Source organism: Chromobacterium haemolyticum, assembly GCF_002081825.1.
Taxonomy (GTDB): domain Bacteria; phylum Pseudomonadota; class Gammaproteobacteria; order Burkholderiales; family Chromobacteriaceae; genus Chromobacterium; species Chromobacterium fluminis.
The window spans coordinates 69,933-88,299 of record NZ_MUKU01000003.1 but is presented as its reverse complement, the minus strand read 5'-3'; the positions used below and the strand labels follow the sequence as shown (position 1 = coordinate 88,299).

Annotated in this window: 14 protein-coding genes; 5 read left to right on the top strand and 9 right to left on the bottom strand. The window is 60.0% G+C overall.

Annotated features, from left to right (window positions below):
- The first annotated feature begins 52 nt into the window (after positions 1-52).
- Entirely contained in the window at positions 53-1,273 is a 1,221-nt protein-coding gene (sbcD, locus tag B0T39_RS02695; protein WP_081544686.1) for an exonuclease subunit SbcD, read from the top strand.
- Positions 1,270-4,695: an exonuclease subunit SbcC gene (sbcC, locus tag B0T39_RS02690; protein WP_081544685.1), complete on the top strand. Its 3,426-nt coding sequence runs from the start codon at positions 1,270-1,272 to the stop codon at positions 4,693-4,695. The genes sbcD and sbcC overlap by 4 nt, the downstream gene beginning before the upstream one ends.
- A gap of 301 nt (positions 4,696-4,996) precedes the next feature.
- Here the strand turns inward: sbcC and B0T39_RS02685 are convergent, their stop codons facing one another.
- Entirely contained in the window at positions 4,997-5,476 is a 480-nt protein-coding gene (locus B0T39_RS02685) for a GNAT family N-acetyltransferase (protein WP_081544684.1), read from the bottom strand.
- Between the two features lie 83 nt (positions 5,477-5,559).
- Here B0T39_RS02685 and B0T39_RS02680 point away from each other — a divergent pair, with 83 nt between their 5' ends.
- On the top strand, positions 5,560-6,498 hold the full coding sequence (locus tag B0T39_RS02680) for a LysR family transcriptional regulator (protein ID WP_254894475.1): 939 nt from the start codon (positions 5,560-5,562) through the stop codon (positions 6,496-6,498).
- Between the two features lie 170 nt (positions 6,499-6,668).
- Positions 6,669-7,334, top strand: coding sequence for an O-methyltransferase (locus B0T39_RS02675; protein ID WP_081544682.1), 666 nt, complete (start codon positions 6,669-6,671; stop codon positions 7,332-7,334).
- Positions 7,335-7,370: 36 nt separating this feature from the next.
- On the opposite strand, the gene B0T39_RS02670 is transcribed toward B0T39_RS02675, so the two are convergent.
- Entirely contained in the window at positions 7,371-8,924 is a 1,554-nt protein-coding gene (locus B0T39_RS02670; protein WP_081544815.1) for an MFS transporter, read from the bottom strand.
- Between the two features lie 158 nt (positions 8,925-9,082).
- On the opposite strand from B0T39_RS02670, the gene B0T39_RS02665 reads away from it, so the two are divergent.
- Positions 9,083-9,988, top strand: coding sequence for a LysR family transcriptional regulator (locus tag B0T39_RS02665; RefSeq protein ID WP_081544681.1), 906 nt, complete (start codon positions 9,083-9,085; stop codon positions 9,986-9,988).
- Positions 9,989-9,995: 7 nt separating this feature from the next.
- Here B0T39_RS02665 and B0T39_RS02660 read toward each other — a convergent pair whose 3' ends face one another.
- The 7 genes from B0T39_RS02660 to B0T39_RS02640 all read right to left on the bottom strand — a co-directional run bounded on the left by B0T39_RS02660 (position 9,996) and on the right by B0T39_RS02640 (position 18,351).
- Complete coding sequence (locus tag B0T39_RS02660) at positions 9,996-11,015, bottom strand: transporter (protein WP_081544680.1); 1,020 nt, start codon at positions 11,013-11,015, stop codon at positions 9,996-9,998.
- Positions 11,016-11,211: 196 nt separating this feature from the next.
- Positions 11,212-12,147, bottom strand: a complete 936-nt coding sequence (locus B0T39_RS02655; protein ID WP_081544679.1) for a DUF6708 domain-containing protein — start codon at positions 12,145-12,147, stop codon at positions 11,212-11,214.
- A gap of 17 nt (positions 12,148-12,164) precedes the next feature.
- The gene (locus tag B0T39_RS02650) at positions 12,165-13,067 is read right to left on the bottom strand and encodes a DUF6708 domain-containing protein (protein WP_081544678.1); all 903 of its coding nucleotides are present in this window, start codon (positions 13,065-13,067) and stop codon (positions 12,165-12,167) included.
- Between the two features lie 18 nt (positions 13,068-13,085).
- A complete protein-coding gene (locus tag B0T39_RS24780) occupies positions 13,086-13,988 on the bottom strand; it encodes a DUF6708 domain-containing protein (RefSeq protein ID WP_141111057.1) in 903 nt (300 codons plus the stop codon).
- A gap of 18 nt (positions 13,989-14,006) precedes the next feature.
- A complete protein-coding gene (locus B0T39_RS24775; RefSeq protein WP_141111056.1) occupies positions 14,007-14,753 on the bottom strand; it encodes a DUF6708 domain-containing protein in 747 nt (248 codons plus the stop codon).
- A 188-nt stretch (positions 14,754-14,941) separates the two neighbouring features.
- Entirely contained in the window at positions 14,942-15,841 is a 900-nt protein-coding gene (locus B0T39_RS24770) for a DUF6708 domain-containing protein (RefSeq protein WP_141111055.1), read from the bottom strand.
- Between the two features lie 2 nt (positions 15,842-15,843).
- Positions 15,844-18,351, bottom strand: coding sequence for a T6SS effector BTH_I2691 family protein (locus tag B0T39_RS02640; protein ID WP_081544676.1), 2,508 nt, complete (start codon positions 18,349-18,351; stop codon positions 15,844-15,846).
- Between the last annotated feature and the right edge of the window lie 16 nt (positions 18,352-18,367).

The following is an 18,367-nucleotide window of genomic DNA, read 5'->3' as shown; positions in this document are numbered from 1 at the left end:
GCGCGCCGCAACGCGGTACACTGCCGGGCATTGAATCCAAACAGCGGCCGGCATGCGCATTCTTCATACCTCTGACTGGCACTTGGGCCAGCATTTCATCGGCAAAACCCGCCTGGCGGAGCATCAGGCCTTCATTCATTGGCTGCTGGAGCAGGCGGAAAGCCACCAGGCCGACGCCGTGCTGGTGGCCGGAGACATTTTCGACACCGGCGCGCCGCCCAGCTACGCGCGCGAACTGTACAACGGCCTGATCGCCCAGGCTCACCGTGCCGGCGTGCAACTGGTGCTGTTGGGCGGCAACCACGACTCCGTGGCCACGCTGGCGGAAAGCCGCGCGCTGCTGTCCTATCTGTCCGCTTGCGTGGTGCCGGCCCTGAGCGAAGACCCTGCAGAACAAGTGTTGATCCTCAAACGCCGAGACGGCGAACCGGGCGCGTTGCTGTGCGCGCTGCCCTATATCCGCCCGCGCGACGTGTTGCGCAGCCAGGCGGGCCAGAGCGCGGAGCAAAAGCAGCAATCCTTGCAGGACGCCATCCGAGAACGCTACCAGCAGGTGTACGAGCAGGCGCTCCGCCTGCGCGAGCGGCTGGGCCGGCCGCTACCCATTATTGCCAGCGGCCATCTGACCACGGTGGGCGCCAGCGCCAGCGAATCCGTTCGCGAGATCTACGTTGGCGCGCTGGAGGCCTTCCCCAGCAACGCCTTCCCGCCGGCCGACTACATCGCCCTCGGCCATATCCACCGGCCGCAGAAAGTGGGCGGCCACGAACACATTCGTTACAGCGGCTCCCCCATCCCGCTGAGTTTCGACGAAGCCGGCCAGGGCAAGGAGGTGCTCTTGGTGGAGCTGGACGCCCAGGGCTTGCGCGGCGTCACGCCGCTGGAGGTGCCTTGCTTCCAACCCTTGCGCTCGGTGCGCGGCAGCCTGGCCCAGCTGCCGGCGCTGTTGGCCGAGGCGGCTGAAGCCGGCTCCGCCGAACGGCCGGTGTGGCTGGAAGTCGTGGTCAGCGCCGACGACTACCTGAGCGATCTGGCCGCCCGCGCGCAGGCGATGTGCGCGGAACTGCCGCTGGAGCTGTTGCGCGTGCGGCGCGAGCGCGGGCAGTCCGCCTCAGGGCTAGCCTCGACCGCCGGCGAAACCCTGGCAGAGCTGACGCCGCTGGACGTGTTCGAGCGCCGGCTGGCGCTGGAAACGCTGGAGCCGCCGTTGCAGGAGCAATTGCGCTTGCGCTACCGCGAAATCCTGGCTTCGCTGCAGGAGGAACAGGTATGAAGATCTTGACCCTGCGCCTGAAAAACCTCAATTCGCTGCAAGGGGAGTGGAAGCTGGACTTCAGCGCCGAACCCTTCGCCGGCAGCGGGCTGTTCGCCATCACCGGCCCCACCGGCGCCGGCAAATCCACCTTGCTGGACGCCATCTGCCTGGCGCTTTACCACAAGACGCCGCGGCTGGACGCCGTGACCCAGGGCAGCAACGACATCATGAGCCGGCACACCGCGGACTGTTTGGCTGAGGTGGAGTTTGAAGTCAAAGGCCGACGTTACCGCGCCTTCTGGAGCCAGCGCCGCGCGCGCGACAAGCCGGACGGCGCGCTGCAGGCGCCCAAGGTGGAGCTGGCGGAAGCCGACGGCGAGATCCTCAGCAGCCAGGTGGCGGACAAGCTCAAGCGCATCGAAGCCATCACCGGCCTGGATTACGAGCGCTTCACCAAATCCATGCTGTTGGCGCAAGGCGGCTTTGCCGCCTTCCTCAATGCCGACGCGAACGCGCGGGCAGAATTGCTGGAGGAACTGACCGGCAGCGAAATCTACGGCTTGATCTCGCAACAAGTGTTTGAACGCGCCCGCGATGCTCGCCAAACCCTGGAGCAATGGCAGGCGCGGGCCGACGGCGTGGAACTGTTGGCGCCGGAGCAGCGCGAGGAAATGGAAGCGAGGCTGGCCGAGCTTGGCGCGGCCTCGCGCCAGGCGCAGGCGGATTGGGAACAGGCGCGCAAGCATTGGCAGTGGCGCGAAGCTCTTGAGCAGGCGCGGCGCCAGAGCGCGGACGCCGACGGCGAATGGCGGGAAGCCTGCGAGCGAGAAGCGCAGGCGGAGCCGGAGCTGGCGCGTTTGCGTGGCGACGAACCGGCACGGCGCATCCAGCCGCAGTGGCGCGAAATGGAACAGGCGCGGGCGGAACTGCGGCGTCTGGAGGCGGAGAGCCAGGCGCTGCGGCAAGAACAAGCGGCATTGAACACGGACTGGCAGGCCGGCCACTGGCGAGCCTTGAGCCAGGCCCGTCGGTTGGAGCGGACGGAAGGCGCGCGTCTGGACGCGCTCAAGGCCGTGGCGGATGAGCAAGAGGCGGCCGCCCGGCGTCTGGGGCATCATGCACGTTTGGGCGAACTGCTGGAACGCTGGCGCGCCGGCTTCGAACAACAGGAGCGCTTGCGCCAACAGCGCGACGGCTGCGCCGCGCGCATTGCGGAATGGGACGCGCAAACGCTGCGTCAGCGGCAGGACCTGGCGGTCTTGAGCGCGGAAGTCGAGGCGCAGGAGCGGCGCGGTCTCGAGGCCGCCGCCCAGCTGCGGCGGGCGGAAGAGAGCGGGCGCGCGGCGCTGGACGGCCGCAGCCTGGCCGAATGGCGCGAACAATGGCAGCTCACGCTGCGGCAAACCACGGTTTTGCGCGGTCTGGCGACGCTGGCCGCCGAACTGACGCCGCTGGAAGCGCGGCTGGCCGGCCGGCGCGAGGAGAGGGCGGCGTTGGAAGCCGAACATGCCCGCCACGACGCCGACTTGCAGCGGCTGCGCGCCGATTACCGACAGGCGCAGGAGCAAGCGGCGGACAAACGGCGCTTGCTGGAACAGGAACGGCGCATTCTCAGCCTGGAGCAGCACCGGGTCGCTTTGCGGCCGGGCGAACCCTGCCCGCTGTGCGGCGCCAGCGAGCACCCAGCGGTGGCCGCTTATCAGGCCTTGGACATCGGCGCCGCCGAGACGGCTTTGAACGCCAAGGAGGCCGCGCTTGAAGCCTTGCGCGAACAAGGCCAGCAGGCCGTGGCGCAACTGGCGGGAGACGAAGCGCGACTGCGGCAGTTGGATGAATCGACGGAACAGGAGCAAGCGCGCCGCGAAGCCTTGGCCGCGCAATGGTTGGGCGAGGGCGCGCCCTGGAATCTGGCGGACGGGGACTGGCGCGGGCCCCGGCTGGAACAAATCAGCCAGGATGCGGAGCGGCTGCAACAGCGGCAGGAAAGCGCGCTGCGCGCCGCGGAGCAGGCCGAAGCGGCGCTGGAGCAAGCGCGCGGGGACGCACGGCGTCAGAGCGAGGCCGTCCAGGCGCTGGGCCAGAAGCGGGCGCTGCAACAACAAGGCCTGCAGAACCTGGAACAAAGCCTGCAAACGCTGCGAGACGAGCTTGCGCAGCGTGAGGCCGAGTTGCGGGAACAGGCCGGCGGGCGCGACGCCGACATCGCCGCCGCCGGTTTCATTGCGCCGGAATCCGGGCGGGAGGCCGGCTGGCTGGAACAGCGCGTCGCCGACTGGCAAGCCTGGAAAGATTTGGAGCAGGCCCGCCGGCAAGGGGAGGCAGATGCGAAGGCCCAGGCCGCCGCGCATCGGCTGGCAGGCGAACGCGCCGCGGATTGGGAAGCGCGTTGGCGGAAGCTGGGGCTGCCGGACGGCGCGCCGCCGCAGGAGGACGGCGACGCCGAAGCCGCCTGGCTGGCCGCCGTCGCGGATTGCGAGGAACTGACGCGGACCTTGGCCCGGAACCGGGGCGCGCTGGAACGGACGGAAAGCGACGCCGCGCGCCAGCGGCAACGCGCGGAGGAAGCGGAGCAGGCTTGGGACAGGACCTTGGACGCCAGCCCGTTTGCGGACGCCGCCGCCTTCCTGGCGGCGGCCTTGCCGGAGGCCGAGCGCGAGCGTTTGGGCGCATTGAGCCGACAACTGGAACAGGAGCGGCTGCGCGCGGCGGCGTTGCGGCAGCAGGCAGCGGAACGGCTGGAAACGCTGGAGCGGGAAAGCGCTTCAGACCAGCCGGAGCCGGAACTGCGCCAGCGAATGGAAGCGCTGGACGCCGAGCGGCAAGGCCTGGCCGGCGAGGACGGGGCTCTGCGCGCCTTGCTGAACAACGACGCCGCGCGCCGCGACGGCCAGCGAGAGCTGTTTGCCCGCATCGACGGCCTGCGCGACGAGGCGGATGTCTGGCAGCGGCTGAACGGCTTGATCGGCTCCGCCGCCGGCGACAAATACCGCCGCTTCGCTCAAGGCCTGACGCTGGAGCATCTGGTGGCGCTGGCCAACCGCCACTTGAGCCGGCTGCACGGCCGCTATTGGCTGCGCCGCCGCGCCGACGGCGAGTTGGAGCTGGAAATCGTAGACAGCTGGCAAGCCGACGCGGCGCGGGACACTCGCACCCTCTCCGGCGGCGAAAGCTTCCTGGTCAGCCTGGCGCTGGCGTTGGCGCTATCCGACCTGGCCAGTCACAAAACCTCAATCGATTCTCTATTTCTGGACGAAGGCTTCGGCACCCTGGACGGCGAAACGCTGGAACTGGCGCTGGACGCCTTGGACGCGCTCAATGCCGGCGGCAAAACCATAGGCGTGATCAGCCATGTGGAGGCGTTGAAGGAGCGCATCCCGGTGCAGATCCGGGTCAGCCGCGCGGGCGGCGCCGGTTGCTCCGTGCTGGCGGTAAGCGGCTGAGAACCTGTTTACGATCTGCTGCGCGTCGTGAAGCGTGACACGGTGAGTACGGCTTCGAAATGCTCAGATACCACGAGTACACTCCGCTTTCTCAGCCGTTTTCGCCTTGTCTCGTCTTAGCTCGCGAGATCGTAAACACGTTCTAAGAACCTGTTCAATGTCTGCTGCGCTTCGTGAGACGTTGCACGGTGAGTACCGCTTCGAAATGCTCATGTACCACTTGTACACTCCGCTTTCTCAGCGATTTTCGCCTTGTCTCGCTCTTGCTCGCTAGGCTTTGAACAGGCTCTAAGGGGTCGGTTCAGCCGGCGGCGAAGTCGGAGAGGGCGGCGCCGTCCATCCGATAGCGAACCCATTCCGCCTGCGGCTTGGCGCCGATGGACAGGTAGAAATCGATGGCCGGTTGGTTCCAGTCCAGCACGCTCCATTCGAAGCGGCCGCAGCCTTGCTCCACCGCCAGCTGGGCCAGGCGGCGCAGCATCAGTTTGCCGGCGCCGCCGCCGCGCTGCCGCGGCGAAATATACAGGTCTTCCAGGTACAGGCCCTTCTTGGCCTGCCAAGTGGAATAGCTGAAGAAGTAGACGGCGTAGCCGGCCGGCTCGCCGTCCACCTCGCAGATCAACGCCCGCGCCGGGCTGTCCGCGCCAAACAGGCTGGAAACGATGCCGGCCTCGGTAGCGGCAACCTGATCGCCGGCGCGTTCGTAAACGGCCAGCTCCTTGATAAAGCGCAGGATCAGCGCGGCGTCTTGGGCTTGGGCGGGGCGGATATGGATGGACATGGACAGGACCTGAATCGTGGTGAACGGATAAGCCGCTATACTACGGTCAAGACAAACTGCATGTGCTGCATTGTTTTCAATTTATGATGAACATTTTGCATTCCGATCTGCGCCGTTTGGATCTCAACCTGCTGCTGGTCTTCGACGCGCTGCTGCGCCAGCGCTCGGTCAGCGCCGCCGCCGACGAACTGGCGATGAGCCCGTCCGCGTTTAGTCACGCGCTGGCGCGGCTGCGAACCGCCTTGGGCGACGATCTCTTCGTCCGCATCGGCAATGCGATGCAGCCCACGGCCTACGCCGAGCGGCTGGCCGGCGCGGTAAGCGCCGCGCTGGAAACGCTGTCGCAAGGGCTGGCTCAGGCCGGCGGCTTTCAGCCGGAACGCAGCGAGCGCGCTTTCGTGATAGCGGTAACCGACTACACCGCTTTCGCGGTGATGCCGCGCCTGCTGGCGGGTTTGCAGCGGGCCGCGCCGCGGCTGCGCTTCAAGCTGGTGCACTCGCGCGGCCGCGAGTCCGCCGAGGATCTGGCCGCCGGCCGCATCGACTTCGCCCTGGGCTATGTAGAAGACATCGCGGAACCCGCGGCCGGGATCGAAAGCTTCGATTGGCTGGAGGACCGCTACGTGGCCATCGTCAGCCGCGCCCACCCCGATATTCGCGGCAGCCTCAGCCTGGGGCAGTACCTGGCAGCGCGCCACGTGGTGGTGACGCCGTGGGGCGAAATCCGCGGCGGCATCGATCGGGCGTTGGAGCGGCGGGGTCTGCGCCGCGACGTGGCGCTGCAACTGCCGTCGGTGCTGGCCGCGCCTTTCATCATCGCGGAGTCCGACTGGATCATGACCCTGCCGCGGCTGGCGGCGGAGGCCTTGAGTCAGGCCGCGTCCATCGCCGTCCACGCCGCGCCTTTCGACATTCCGTCCTACACCCTCAAGGTCTATAGCCACGCCCGGCACGGCCGCAGCGCCGCCCATGATTGGCTGCGCGCGCAGTTGCGAGCCTGCGCCCCCTTGCTCCAGGACTAGCCTATCCTCGCCACCTTGATATCGGTCATAGCCTTTCCCATGAGCGAAAAGCCCCTGGGCGCAATGACAGGCTCGGCGTCGTTTGAGTCCGCAATGCGCTTATCATGTGGCTTCAACCATGCGCGGCCAAGACGGGCCATCGTCCGGGGCGGCTGCGACAGGAGAAGCCGATGCAAGCAGAATGGAGCGGCCTGGACCGCTATTACACCGCGGCGCTGCAGGTAGAGGACAGCGCCTTGAACGGCGCCTTGGCGGCCAACGCCGCCGCCGGCCTACCGGCGCAGGACGTGTCGCCGCTGCAAGGGCGCTTTCTGCATATCCTGGCGCGTCTGATGCAGGCGCGGCGGGTGCTGGAGATCGGCACCCTGGGCGGCTACAGCACCATCTGGCTGGCGCGGGCGCTGCCGGCAGACGGCCGGGTGGTGACCTTGGAAGCCAATCTGGCGCACGCGGGCACGGCGCGGGCCAATCTGGCCGCCGCCGGCGTGGCGGACAAGGTGGAGCTGCGCGAAGGGCCGGCGCTGGACAGCCTGCCGCTGCTGGCTGGCGGCGAACCCTTCGACCTGATCTTCATCGACGCCGACAAGCCCAATAATCCGGCTTATCTGGAGTGGGCCTTGAAGCTGGCGCGGCCCGGCGCCGCCATCGTCGGCGACAATGTGGCGCGCGGCGGCGCGGTGGCCAATGTGGTCAGCCAGGACCCCGGCGTGCGCGGCGTGCGCCGTTTTCTGGAAGACATGGGGGCCGAGCCGCGGCTGACCGCCACCGCGCTGCAAACTGTAGGCGTCAAGGGTTGGGACGGGTTTTCCATCGCCATCGTCAATGAAACGGCCTGAGCGCCGGCTCGCGGGAAGGCAAACCGGCGCCCGCGCTCAAGAGCCGGCGGAGTCCAGCGCCGGGTCCGTGGCCGTCTGCTCCGCTTGCGCCTGGCCGGCGCCGCGCAGGAACAGCGCCACCACCAGCGCGCTGGCCACGGTCAGGCCGGACAGCACCGTCAGCAGGCGTTGGAAGGCGGCGGCGTAAGCCTGGGACAGCGCCTCCGGCGCGAGGCCGGGCAGCAGCTCGCCAACGGCGGCCAGCTTGCCCAGCGCGCCCTGACTGGCGGCCGTGGCCAGCGCCTGGGGCGCCGCGGCGGAGATCGGGGCCAGACGCTGTTGCAGCAGCGCCGCCAGCAGCGCGCCCACCAAGGCCAGCGCAATGCCTTCGCCGGCTACCCGCGTGGTGCTGAAAATGCCGGCGGCCATGCCGGCGCGCTCCTTGGGCACCACGCTGACTGCCAGGCCGTCCATCAGCCCCCAGGGCAGGCTGATGCCCACGCCTATCAACAGCAAGGGCCACAAGGTCTGTTGCAGCGCGGACAGCTGCGGATAGCGGCTAAGCCACCACAGCCCCAGCGCGCACAGCAGCAGGCCGCCGGCGGACAGAACCGCGGCGGACAGCCAGCGCGTCAGCCAGGCCGCGCACAGCGGCAGCGCCAGCATGGGCGCGGACAAGGCCAGCATCACCCGGCCGGCCTCCGCCTCGCTGACGCCTTCCGCCCCCACCAGGCGCAGCGGCAGCAGCACCAGCAAGACCACGAAGGCGTAAGCCGGTGCGGCGGCCAGACATTGCACGCCGACAAAGCGCGGATAGCGGAACAGGCTCAGGTCCAGCATCGGGCGCGCCGCGCGGCGCTCCAGCGCCACAAACAGCCAGAACGCGGCTACGGCCCCCAAGAGCAGGACAATCACCCGTGGGCTGCCCCAGCCCAGCTCCGGCGCCGCCAGCGCGCCGTAAGTCAGCAGGCTCAGCGCCAGCGTGAAGCTGAGCGCGCCCGGCCAATCCAGGCCGGCGGCCTGAGGGTCGCGCGATTCGCGCATGCAATAGATGGCCAGGCCCAAGGCGAGCAGGCCCACCAGGCCGGCCAGCGCGAAGATGGAACGCCAACCCAGCGCCTGAATCAGATAGCCGCACAGCAAGGGGCCAAAAGCCAGGCCGATGCCGAAGGTGGTCCCTATCAGGCTGAAGGCGCGCGTGCGCGCCGCGCCGGCGAAGCTTTGCGCCAGAGCCGCCAGGCCGCTGGCGAAGGACAGCGCCGCGCCCAGGCCCTGGGCCGCGCGCAGCAAGTCCAGCCACAGCAGGCTGCTCACCAGGAACAAGCCCAGCGAGGACAGGGAGAACAGGCCAATGCCGAGCAGAAACACCCGTTTGCGGCCGTATTGATCGGCCAGCGCGCCGGCCGCCATCAGGCTGCCGCCGAAGGTGAGCATGAAAGCGTTGGTGACCCAGGTCAGCGCCAGCGCGTCGCCGCCCAGCTCACGGCCTATCGCGGTCAAGGCCAGCGCCGGGCCGGTGAAACTGAGCGGCATGGTCAAGGCGGCCAGGCAGACCGCGGCCAGGGTCAGTAAAGGAGCGCGTTGGGAGGGCGCCGGTTTGGAGGGATGCATGATTTCGCCTTTCAAAGAGTGGGGCAAGCGCCCGCGCGGCGCGGCGGGCGGATGCGGATGGTCATTGGGCGAATACATGATAATTTGACGGCAATTGACGAAAAACAGGCGCTGTGTCCAAATTAAGCGGACAAAAAATCCTCAATAAGGACGTGGGCATGGATAGTTTGAGCAGTTTGGCCGCTTTTGTACGCGCCGCGGAGGCGCAAAGCTTTGTCGGCGCCGGCCGCGCGCTGGGCGTGTCCTCGTCCGCCGTGGGCAAGAGCGTGGCGCGGCTGGAAGAAAAACTGGGCGTGCGGCTGTTCCAGCGCAGCACCCGTCATGTGCGGCTGACGGCGGAGGGCGAATTGTTCTACGAACGCTGCCGCCGCATCCTGGACGATATCGACGACGCCGAGGCCGAACTGGCGCAGAGCCGCGCCGCGCCGCGCGGCAAGCTGCGGGTCAGCCTGCCGGTGGTGGGTTATCGCATGCTGCTGCCCATCCTGCCGGACTTCATGCGGCGTTACCCGGAAGTGGAGCTGGACCTGGATTTTTCCGACCGCATGGTGGACGTGATAGAAGAGGGCCTGGACGCGGTGGTGCGCAGCGGCCCGTTGGCGGATTCCCGGCTGATGGCGCGGCCCTTGGGGCCGTTCCGTCTGCTGGTGGTGGGCTCGCCGAGCTATCTGCGCGAGCGCGGCGCGCCGCAAAGCCCGGAGGACCTGGCCCATCACGCCTGCCTGCGCTATCGCTTCCCCAGCACCGGCAAGCTGCAGACCTGGGCGCTGGACGGCGCGCCGGCCGGCCAGGACTGGCCGCCGAGCAGCGCCTTGAGCTGCAACAATATCGAGGCGCTGATCTGCGCCGCCAGCCAGAATCAGGGCCTGGCGTATCTGCCGGACTTCATCGTGCGCGACGCGCTGGCCGCCGGCCGGCTGCAAATCGTGCTGGAGCCCTATCTGGGCCAGACCGGCATGTTCCATGTGCTGTGGCCGTCCAGCCGCCAGTTGTCGCCCAAGCTGCGCGTCTTCGTGGACTTCCTATGCCAGCGCATGTTCGCGCCGGCGGGCGGGGCTGCGTGAGGGCCGCCTACGCGCCGCGCTGACGGCGGAAAGCCCACCAGGCGGCCAAGAGGCTGAAACCGGCCACCAGCAGCACCAGCACCCAAAAGCCGTGCGGATGATTGGCCAGCGGCACGCCGCCCACGTTCATGCCGAAGAAACCGGCGACGATATTGATGGGCAGCGCCAGCACCGTCACCAGGGTGAGCGTGAACAGGGTGCGGTTGCTCTGCTCGTTCAGGCGCGCGGCCAGCTCTTCCTGCAAAAGCTTGATCCGTTCCACCAGCGCTGACAGGTCGTTCAGCGTCAGCGCGAACTCCTCGGAAGACTGACGCAGTGCCTGCGCGTCGGCCGCGTCCAGCCAGGCCGGCGGCCGGTTCAGCAGCCGGAACAGCGCGCTGGGCTCCGGCGCCAGCAAGCGTTGCAGGCGCACCAGCGAGCGGCGCATCGCCGCCAACTGCGCGCGCTGATCGTCCAGCCTTTGCGCCAGCAGCCGGTCCTCCAGCACATCCACTTGCGCGCCGCTGGTCCGCACGATGCCCGCCAGCGCGTCCGCCTGGTTCTGCAGCAAATGCACCAGCAAGGCCGCCGGCGAGCGGAAGGCCGCGCCAGCGCGCACCGTCGCGCGCAGCCGGTCCACCGAGTGCAGCGGCTTGACGCGCGCGGTGATCAGCACCCGCGGCTGAGCATGCGCCCACAGGGTGGCGATGTCCGACGAGGCCAGGCCAAAGCTGAAAGCCACGTCGTTGATCACCGCCAGCAAGGCCTGATCCAGCAATTCGATGCGGGTGGAGTTGGAGCCGCCGCGCAAGGCTTCGAAAAAGTCCTCCTGCAAGGGCAGGGCCGCGCGCAGCCAGCGCTCGCTGGCGGCATTGGCCAGATTGAAATGCAGCCATAGAAAGGCGTCGCCGTCCGGCGGCGCGCGCAGCCAGGCTTGCGCCTGAGCGGAATCGATCTCTTCGCCGGCGCAATCCGGATGAAAGCGAAAGCCGCAGATCAGCCCGGCCTGGTCCGAGCCGTATTGCTGCTGGGTAATGGGGTGGTTCATGGCACGCGGCCGACATGGTGGAATACAGCTCAGCTTAGGCGCGGCGGATGACGGAATGGTGACGATGAGATGAAGGGGAGGGGCTGAAGTTTTTGGGGGGCGCGCTTTTGTTTTCTTATAGCGGGAAATGGTGCCGCTGATTTTGCTCAGCTTGGTGACGGTGAGAATTGACGCATGCAATAAGGCTTTTCTATTTTTATGGATTCATTGAGGCGTCACGAGAGTATGGATCGTCTGGCGCAACTTGGCATTGCTCGTCCACATTGACTGGCCAGGCAGGAATCTGGCTGGTACGCATGGCAAACCATCGGCCGGGATAGCAGATTAAATAAATCAGCAAAAAGGCCAACCTCATTGACCACGGCATAGCGTTTACATAAAAGTCGGTGCGCTGCAGGCCAAACCAGAACGGTTCTCGCTGGTCTGCAATCGGCAGGCAAGCCTTGACTTCCTGGATGACGCTGGTCGGGCCTTCTTCCATATAGCGACGGATGAACTCCCAATGCTGTTTCAGCAGCTCCTGGTCTTTCGTCCCCACCGCCAACTCTGAGAAGGCGAAAGTGGCGGACACCTTGCCTTCCGCATCCAGCTTGTGGCCCTGAATCTCCCAGGTATTGCTTTTGCCTAGGCCCAAGCAAAAAAAGCTGTGGTCCCAGTCAAACTCCACGATCTTTCCCCCAGGCTGAAACGCGAATATTTTCCTAGATTTCCTGTTCAGCCGGATCGGATAGTGAGTCAGCGCGAAGGCCTCTTTTCTTAACAGCCAGATCAAGATGCTGCCTATCAAGCCGGGGCCAAACAGCAGTAGCAGCACCGCTTGGGTCCAGGCCTGTTGCGGAGAATAATAGGGGCTGGGATTGGCGCCGCTGGCAATCAGGATGAAATCCAGCGCGATAGTGGCGCAGCCTATGGGAACGATGTAGAAGATGGCCAGCAGCACGCTGCTCATCACGCCCTTCCAGCGGAAATACTTGTCAACCAGCTCTAGATAAGTGCTGTTGATCTTGATCACGGCCAACTGATAAGCCAGCGGCAAATCCAGTTTCTGGTGGATGTTCAGAGCGTGCTCATGCTCTAAACGGGCCAAGGGGCGGTTGATGGCGTATTTTATATACAGACCAGTGTATTCCATGTGGACGGCTCGTGTTTTTAATCCGGGTTGCTGGCAGCATCCTTGAAGTAGGGATCATTCGGCTCGACGGGACATTGCTCTTCGATCTCTCGCGGCCATTGCGGGATTTTACTGTAATGCATGGCTAGTATGCGGCCGGGGTAGTCCATAAGGTAATACATAATCATAAAGGGGCTGAATACAGACCCGAAGGAAAAGGCCAGGCGGTGATAGCTGAAGGCCAGAGTTTCTTTCTGATTCTTGATAGGCAAGCAACCGGTAATGATGTCAATCACGCTAGCAGGGCCTTCTTCCATATAGCGGCGTACAAATTCCCAATAGCCTTTCACTGCTTCTTTTTCTAGAAGTCCATGAGCTAGGGCCGGTAGGGCAAAAGTCTCCAGTACGGTTTCTCCATCATCAGCAAGAATATGGCCTTGGATCTCCCAGTAATTGCTAGTGACCCGAGCTTGGGTGAAGTATACTTCATCCCAGTTTGCAGTTAGGATACTGCCGTCTAAGCGGAAGACATGAATTTTCCGAGTTTTCCTGTTGAATTTTATTGGATAGTGAGTGAGTTTTATTTCTTTGCGGATTGAATTTGAAAACAGCCAAATTAAAGGGCTTGACCCAATGCATATGAACGCAAGCATTAGCCAAGCTTCGAGTTCCTCTGCTCTCTCAAATATTACTATTTTTAGGATAGAGGCTATCATGATTGTAATGGCAGATAGAAGCAAAATACATACTGTGGTCAATCCGCCTTTCCAAAAGAAAAATTTGTCAACAAGCTCTAGGTAGCTTGAGTTGATTTCTATAACGGTCAACTCATGGGCAATTTTTATATTGAGCCTCTTGTCTTGGCGTAGCTGATTTTCCCTATCCTGCGAGGAGAGAGGTCGATTAACTTTGTATTTTTTCAGTAACCCAGTATATTCCATTTAATGAAGATCTCACCTTTACTTCGGGTTGCTGGAGGCATCCTTGAAGTAAGGGTCATTCGGATTGACGGGACATTGCTCTTCGATCTCTCGCGGCCATTGCGGGATTTTGCTGTAATGCATCGCAGGAATGCGACCAGGGTAATACATGATGTAATACAGTAGCATTAGTGGGTTAATGGTTGAGCCCAAAGAGAAAGCAACGCGATGATAGCAGAATGCCAGGGTTTCTTTTTTCTGTTTGATAGGTAAGTAGCCGGTAATAACATCAATGACGCTTGCCGGTCCTTCTTCCATGTAGCGACGGATGAACTCCCAATATCCTTTGAAATCTTCTTTGGCTTTAGGTCCTGCAGCTAGAATGGGTAGAGCAAAGGTTTCTAATACGGTTTCTCTATCCTCAGCCAAAATATGGCCTTGAAATTCCCAGAATTTGCTTGTGACAAGAGACTGAGTGAAGAATACTTGGTCCCAGTTTGCGGTTAGGACGCTTCCATCTAGCCGGAATACATGGATTTTGCGGGTGTTTCGATTGAACCTTATAGGATAATGTGTGAGATTTATTTCCTTGTGGATGGATCTTGTAAAAAGCCAAATGAGAGGGCTGAATACTGCGCAGGCAAATAAAAGTGCAAGCCATGCCTCAATTTCGTTAGACCTTTCAATTATGATAAGTCTTAAAAAAGCAATTAGTATGACAAAGATTCCTACGAGTAAAAGGGAGCAGGCGGTTGTTAATCCTCCTTTCCAGAAAAAGAACTTGTCAACTACTTCTAGATAGCTTGAGTTGATCTCTATGACGGTTAACTCGTGGCCAATTTTTATGTTGAGTCTCTTCTCTTGATGTAGTTGATTTTCCCTGTCTAGAGAGGAAGGCGGTCGATTGACTTTGTGTTTTTGTAGTAGTCCCGTGTATTCCATGCAATGAAATTTTCTAATTTACTTAGGGTTGCTGGTAGCATCTCTAAAGTAAGGATCATTAGGCTGAATTGGGCTTTGTTCTTCAATTTCTTTTGGCCAGTGCGGGATTTTACTATAACGCATGGCAAGCCAACGCCCTGGAGTTGTAATAATGATATATACCAAAGTGGTCAACAGTCCAAGGCCATTGTTTCCAAAGGTAAAAATAAACCCATTAACCATCCAGGTAAAATTATGCTTTTGCGGAGAAATGGGAAGGATTGCCTTAATTTCGTTAACCACACTTTGTGGACCTTCCTCCATGTATCGGCGTAGAAATTCCCAGTAGAGGTAGCATGCCTTTCTGCCTTCTTCTCCTACTTCTAAGCTACAAAATGAAAAGGTTTCTATAATGCTAATGTTATCGGGCTTTAGTATGTGTCCTTGAATTTCCCAATGATTTCCTGTTACTTTTGACAGTGTAAAAAAAATAGCATTCCAATCGGCGGACAGAGTGCTGCCATTTTGGCGAAATACATGAATTTTATTGTTATTTCTGTCAAGGCGAATAGGATAGTGGGTGTAATTAATTTCTTTGCGAATTGATTTGAAAAGCAGCCAAATAAGAGGCGAAGTTATTGCCATTCCAAATAGTAGTAATGCCCAAGCCTCAGGTTCGTCTGGGTAAGTAAATATGGCGCCGTGAGCTGTGATCAGTAATAATGTAAAAATGTAAAAATGCCTAGCAAAAGCAGGGTGCAGATGGTGGTTATTCCTCCTTTCCATTTGAAAAATTTGTCGATAACTTCCATGTGATTGGAGTTGAATTTGATTACACTTAATTCGTAGCTTAAAGAAATGTCAAGACGGGTTTTTTGATGTAGTTGATATGTGTGATCACTTTTGCTGAGAGGTCTGTTTATTGAGTAGCTGCGTAATAGTCCAGTGTATTCCATCTTAACTGACTCGCATTTTTACTCCGGGTTGCTGGCAGCATCCTTGAAGTAGGGGTCATTCGGCTCGACGGGACATTGCTCTTCGATTTCTCGCGGCCATTGCGGGATTTTGCTGTAATGCATTGTTAGTATACGGCCAGGGTAACACATGGCATAGTATAGGAGCATAAATAGACTAGGACCTCCCAATGAATATGCTAGTCGTTGATAGCTAAATTTTAAGGTTTCTTTCTCTTTCTTGATGGGGAGGCAGGCAGTGATGTTGTCAATCACACTGGCGGGGCCTTCTTCCATGTAACGTCGAATGAATTCCCAGTACCCTTTGAAGTCTTCTTTCTCCTCGACACCATATGCCAATGCGGGTAAGGCAAAGGTTTCTAATATGGTTTCTCCATCTTTGTCCAAAATATGGCATTGAAACTCCCAGTACTTTCCAGATACTGAGACCTGAGTGAAAAACACTTGGTCCCAGTCTGCTGTTAAAATTTTACCATCTGGACGGAAGGCAAAAATTTTTCTGGCTTTTCTATTGAATCTTATTGGATAGTGGGTGAGATTTATTTCTTTGTGAATGGAGTTGGAGAGCAGAAAAATTAAAGGACTGAAGACGGCGAAAACAAACAACAAAGCAAGCCATGATTCAAAGTCATTTAGTCTTTCTGTAATTGCGACTTTTAAAAATGCAAGCAACAGAACTGCAATGAGTGCTAGCAGGACTACGCAGCCAGTAGTAAGCCATCCCTTCCAGAAAAAAAATTTGTCTACTATTTCAATGTAGGTGGAGTTTATTTCTATTGTTGTTAATTCATGATTTATTTTTTTTTCAATTTTTTGAGTCTGACATAATTGGTTTTCTTTTTCTGATTTTGATAGTTTTCTGTTTAATTTGTATTTCCGTAAAAGCCCAGTGTATTCCATTGCTATCCCTTTAAGGCTAAGTCAAGTTGTTGCTTTTCCTCTTCCGGGGTTTTGTAAGTTTTTTTGCCCCAAAATCCGTTCTGCATCCACTCTTGCAATTTGTTGTCTTTGACAAGCTCGATAATTAAGGTAATGCTAAGCAATGCTATGATTGCTAGCCAGCCAACAAAAGGAATCCCGCTTCCAAGTGCTAGGTATCCGATATATACGCCGAGAAGGGTCGATCCAATATAAAGCCCCATCATACCAAACTGCCTATTGTTATACGCAATCCATGCTTTGTGGCCATCGAATGCCGCCATAATCCCTGCGCCGATAAAGCCAGCAACTCTTCCTAGTGTCCCTAGCCAACGTGCTCTTTTGGCAAAGCCTTGCCCGAGGCTGGGAATTTTTACTGCCATTTTTTCCAGTCCTTGGCCAATAAGATCTCCCATGGTACCCAGCAAAGCTAGTGCACCGGCAGCCAATCGACTGATAGGCTCGTATTCTTCATGGCTCATTGCCGAGTCATTATCTTCGGCTAGTTTTTTCAGCGCTGCCAGTTGCCACAATGCTGCCAGTAGGCCGCCAATAAACGGGATATGACCTTTCAGCACGGCTTCTGGTTTAAGCAGCGACTGGCGCCAGGAGCCAAATACCAAGTTGTCGATCTGGTCCGCGGTGCGGATGGATTTGGCCAACCAGCTAGCCTGCTGGGCCGGAGAGAGGTTGGCTGGCATGCCCTTGATGTGGGCGGGGTCCACCACCACGATGAATTGCTTGGTTTCCTTGCCCTCAAGCTTGATGCCGGCAACTTGCAGCGTGCGCAGCTCGGCCTGTACCGCGCGTTTGATCTCAGGCGGCCGTGTTGCCTGACCACTGAGTTTCAGCACTTCCTTGATCAACTGGGAGATGAAGGCTTTTTTCCTGCCGCTGACTTCGACCCGGATAAAGACTTGGCCGCTGTATTTGGCCAGAGCTGCCCAGATCGGCAGCCCTACACCGTCGACCGCTTTGGTAAATGCTCGTACCAGTGCGCCATTGATGGCAACCAGGTATGAGCTGACTTCGCCAGCCTGGGCTTCTGTCAGAACTTTTGCTGCGGTGGTGGTATGAAAGCCGATCAAGGCATCTGCCGGGAAGCCGCGATGGTCAAGCGCGTTGCCGCCGAGCAATTTGTTAACTTGCTCTTTGAGAGTGGCTTGATTGAACACGACGGCATTGAGCAAATAATTGTCGGCGGTGAACTTGAGCATTATTTGATCGGCAATGTGTTCCTGGCATTCCTTTTTATCCTGCACACCTTTGACCACCAGATGGGCAGTGCGGATGTAGACGTCACCACTGTCCATGTTTTTCGGGTCGAAATTGCACTCAAAATATTTCTTGATTCCCGCCGTGTCCATCCAACTGACATGGGCCTTGGCCAAAGGGGCGATGGTTTGCTGGTGGAATACTTGGCTCTCGGCTTCAAAGCCCTTGTACCAGGCATCCATCGCGTCTTCGTTGAATTGATCGTGGTAGCGTTTCCAGGCATGGGTCTGCGCCGTTTTGATCTGTTGCGGCGTCACGGTTCTGATTTGTTCATCCAACTCTTCCTGTTTTTTTCGCAGCGAGGGGAAAAGACTGGGTAATGCTCCGTATTCCATTAACTGCTGATCGGCCAGTTCCTCCGCTGCGTTTTGTTCTGCTTTCAAGGCCTGGGCATGGACTTCATTCTTGATCTGGCGAATGGCGGAGGCGGCCATCAGCGGGTGTTTGCGTGAGGGAGCGTTGGCAAAGGCGTGGGCATGCACGTCCATCAGGCTGGACAGTTCCGAGGCAATGCCGACCGGGTCTGTCAATGCAACCGCGAAGCCTTTGCCCGGCATGAGTTGTTCGCACTGCGCCAGCAGCATGGCAGTTTGTTTTTTGCGCGAGTCCAGTTGATGGGGCGAGAAGGACAGCGCCTTCTTGAGCGCCGCGTCATCCAGAGCGTATTCGGACACTTTGGCGCCTACATTCTTGATGGGCAAGCAGTGCTTGCCGTCCGCGCCGGCGGTGTAGGCATTGACGTCGACGCAGCGCATATGTTGTTTGCGGTAGTCGGCGGATTCGTGGCGTTTGCGGACATCGTCGGTCCATTGCGCGTCGGAGAAACCTAGCCATACCTTGGTGGCGCGCTTGGCGTCTGGAATAGTGATGCAACTGGCGAGGGCGCGATGGCTGGGGTCGCAGCAATTGAAGGCTTTGCTGGGGATAGGTGTGGGCTGGCCTTTGACCGGGAATATTTTGCAGAAATAACCGTCTGCGGTGACGAAGTAATCGTCCCAGCGTTTACGGGCCTCATCGTACACATACAGGTAGCCCGAGCGCAGCAGACGCAGTGTGTATTGGCCGGAGGCCGCGGGGAGGGCGATGGACGGCGGGGAGGCCGGTTTCGGCGCTCCGGCATTGGGCATGGCTACGGCGTAGCGCAGCGGCAGAATGGGGACGCCGCGTTTCTCACAGTAATCACAGGTTTTTTGCTGGGTGCATTCAGGCTTCGACATTGATCTTCTCTGTAGT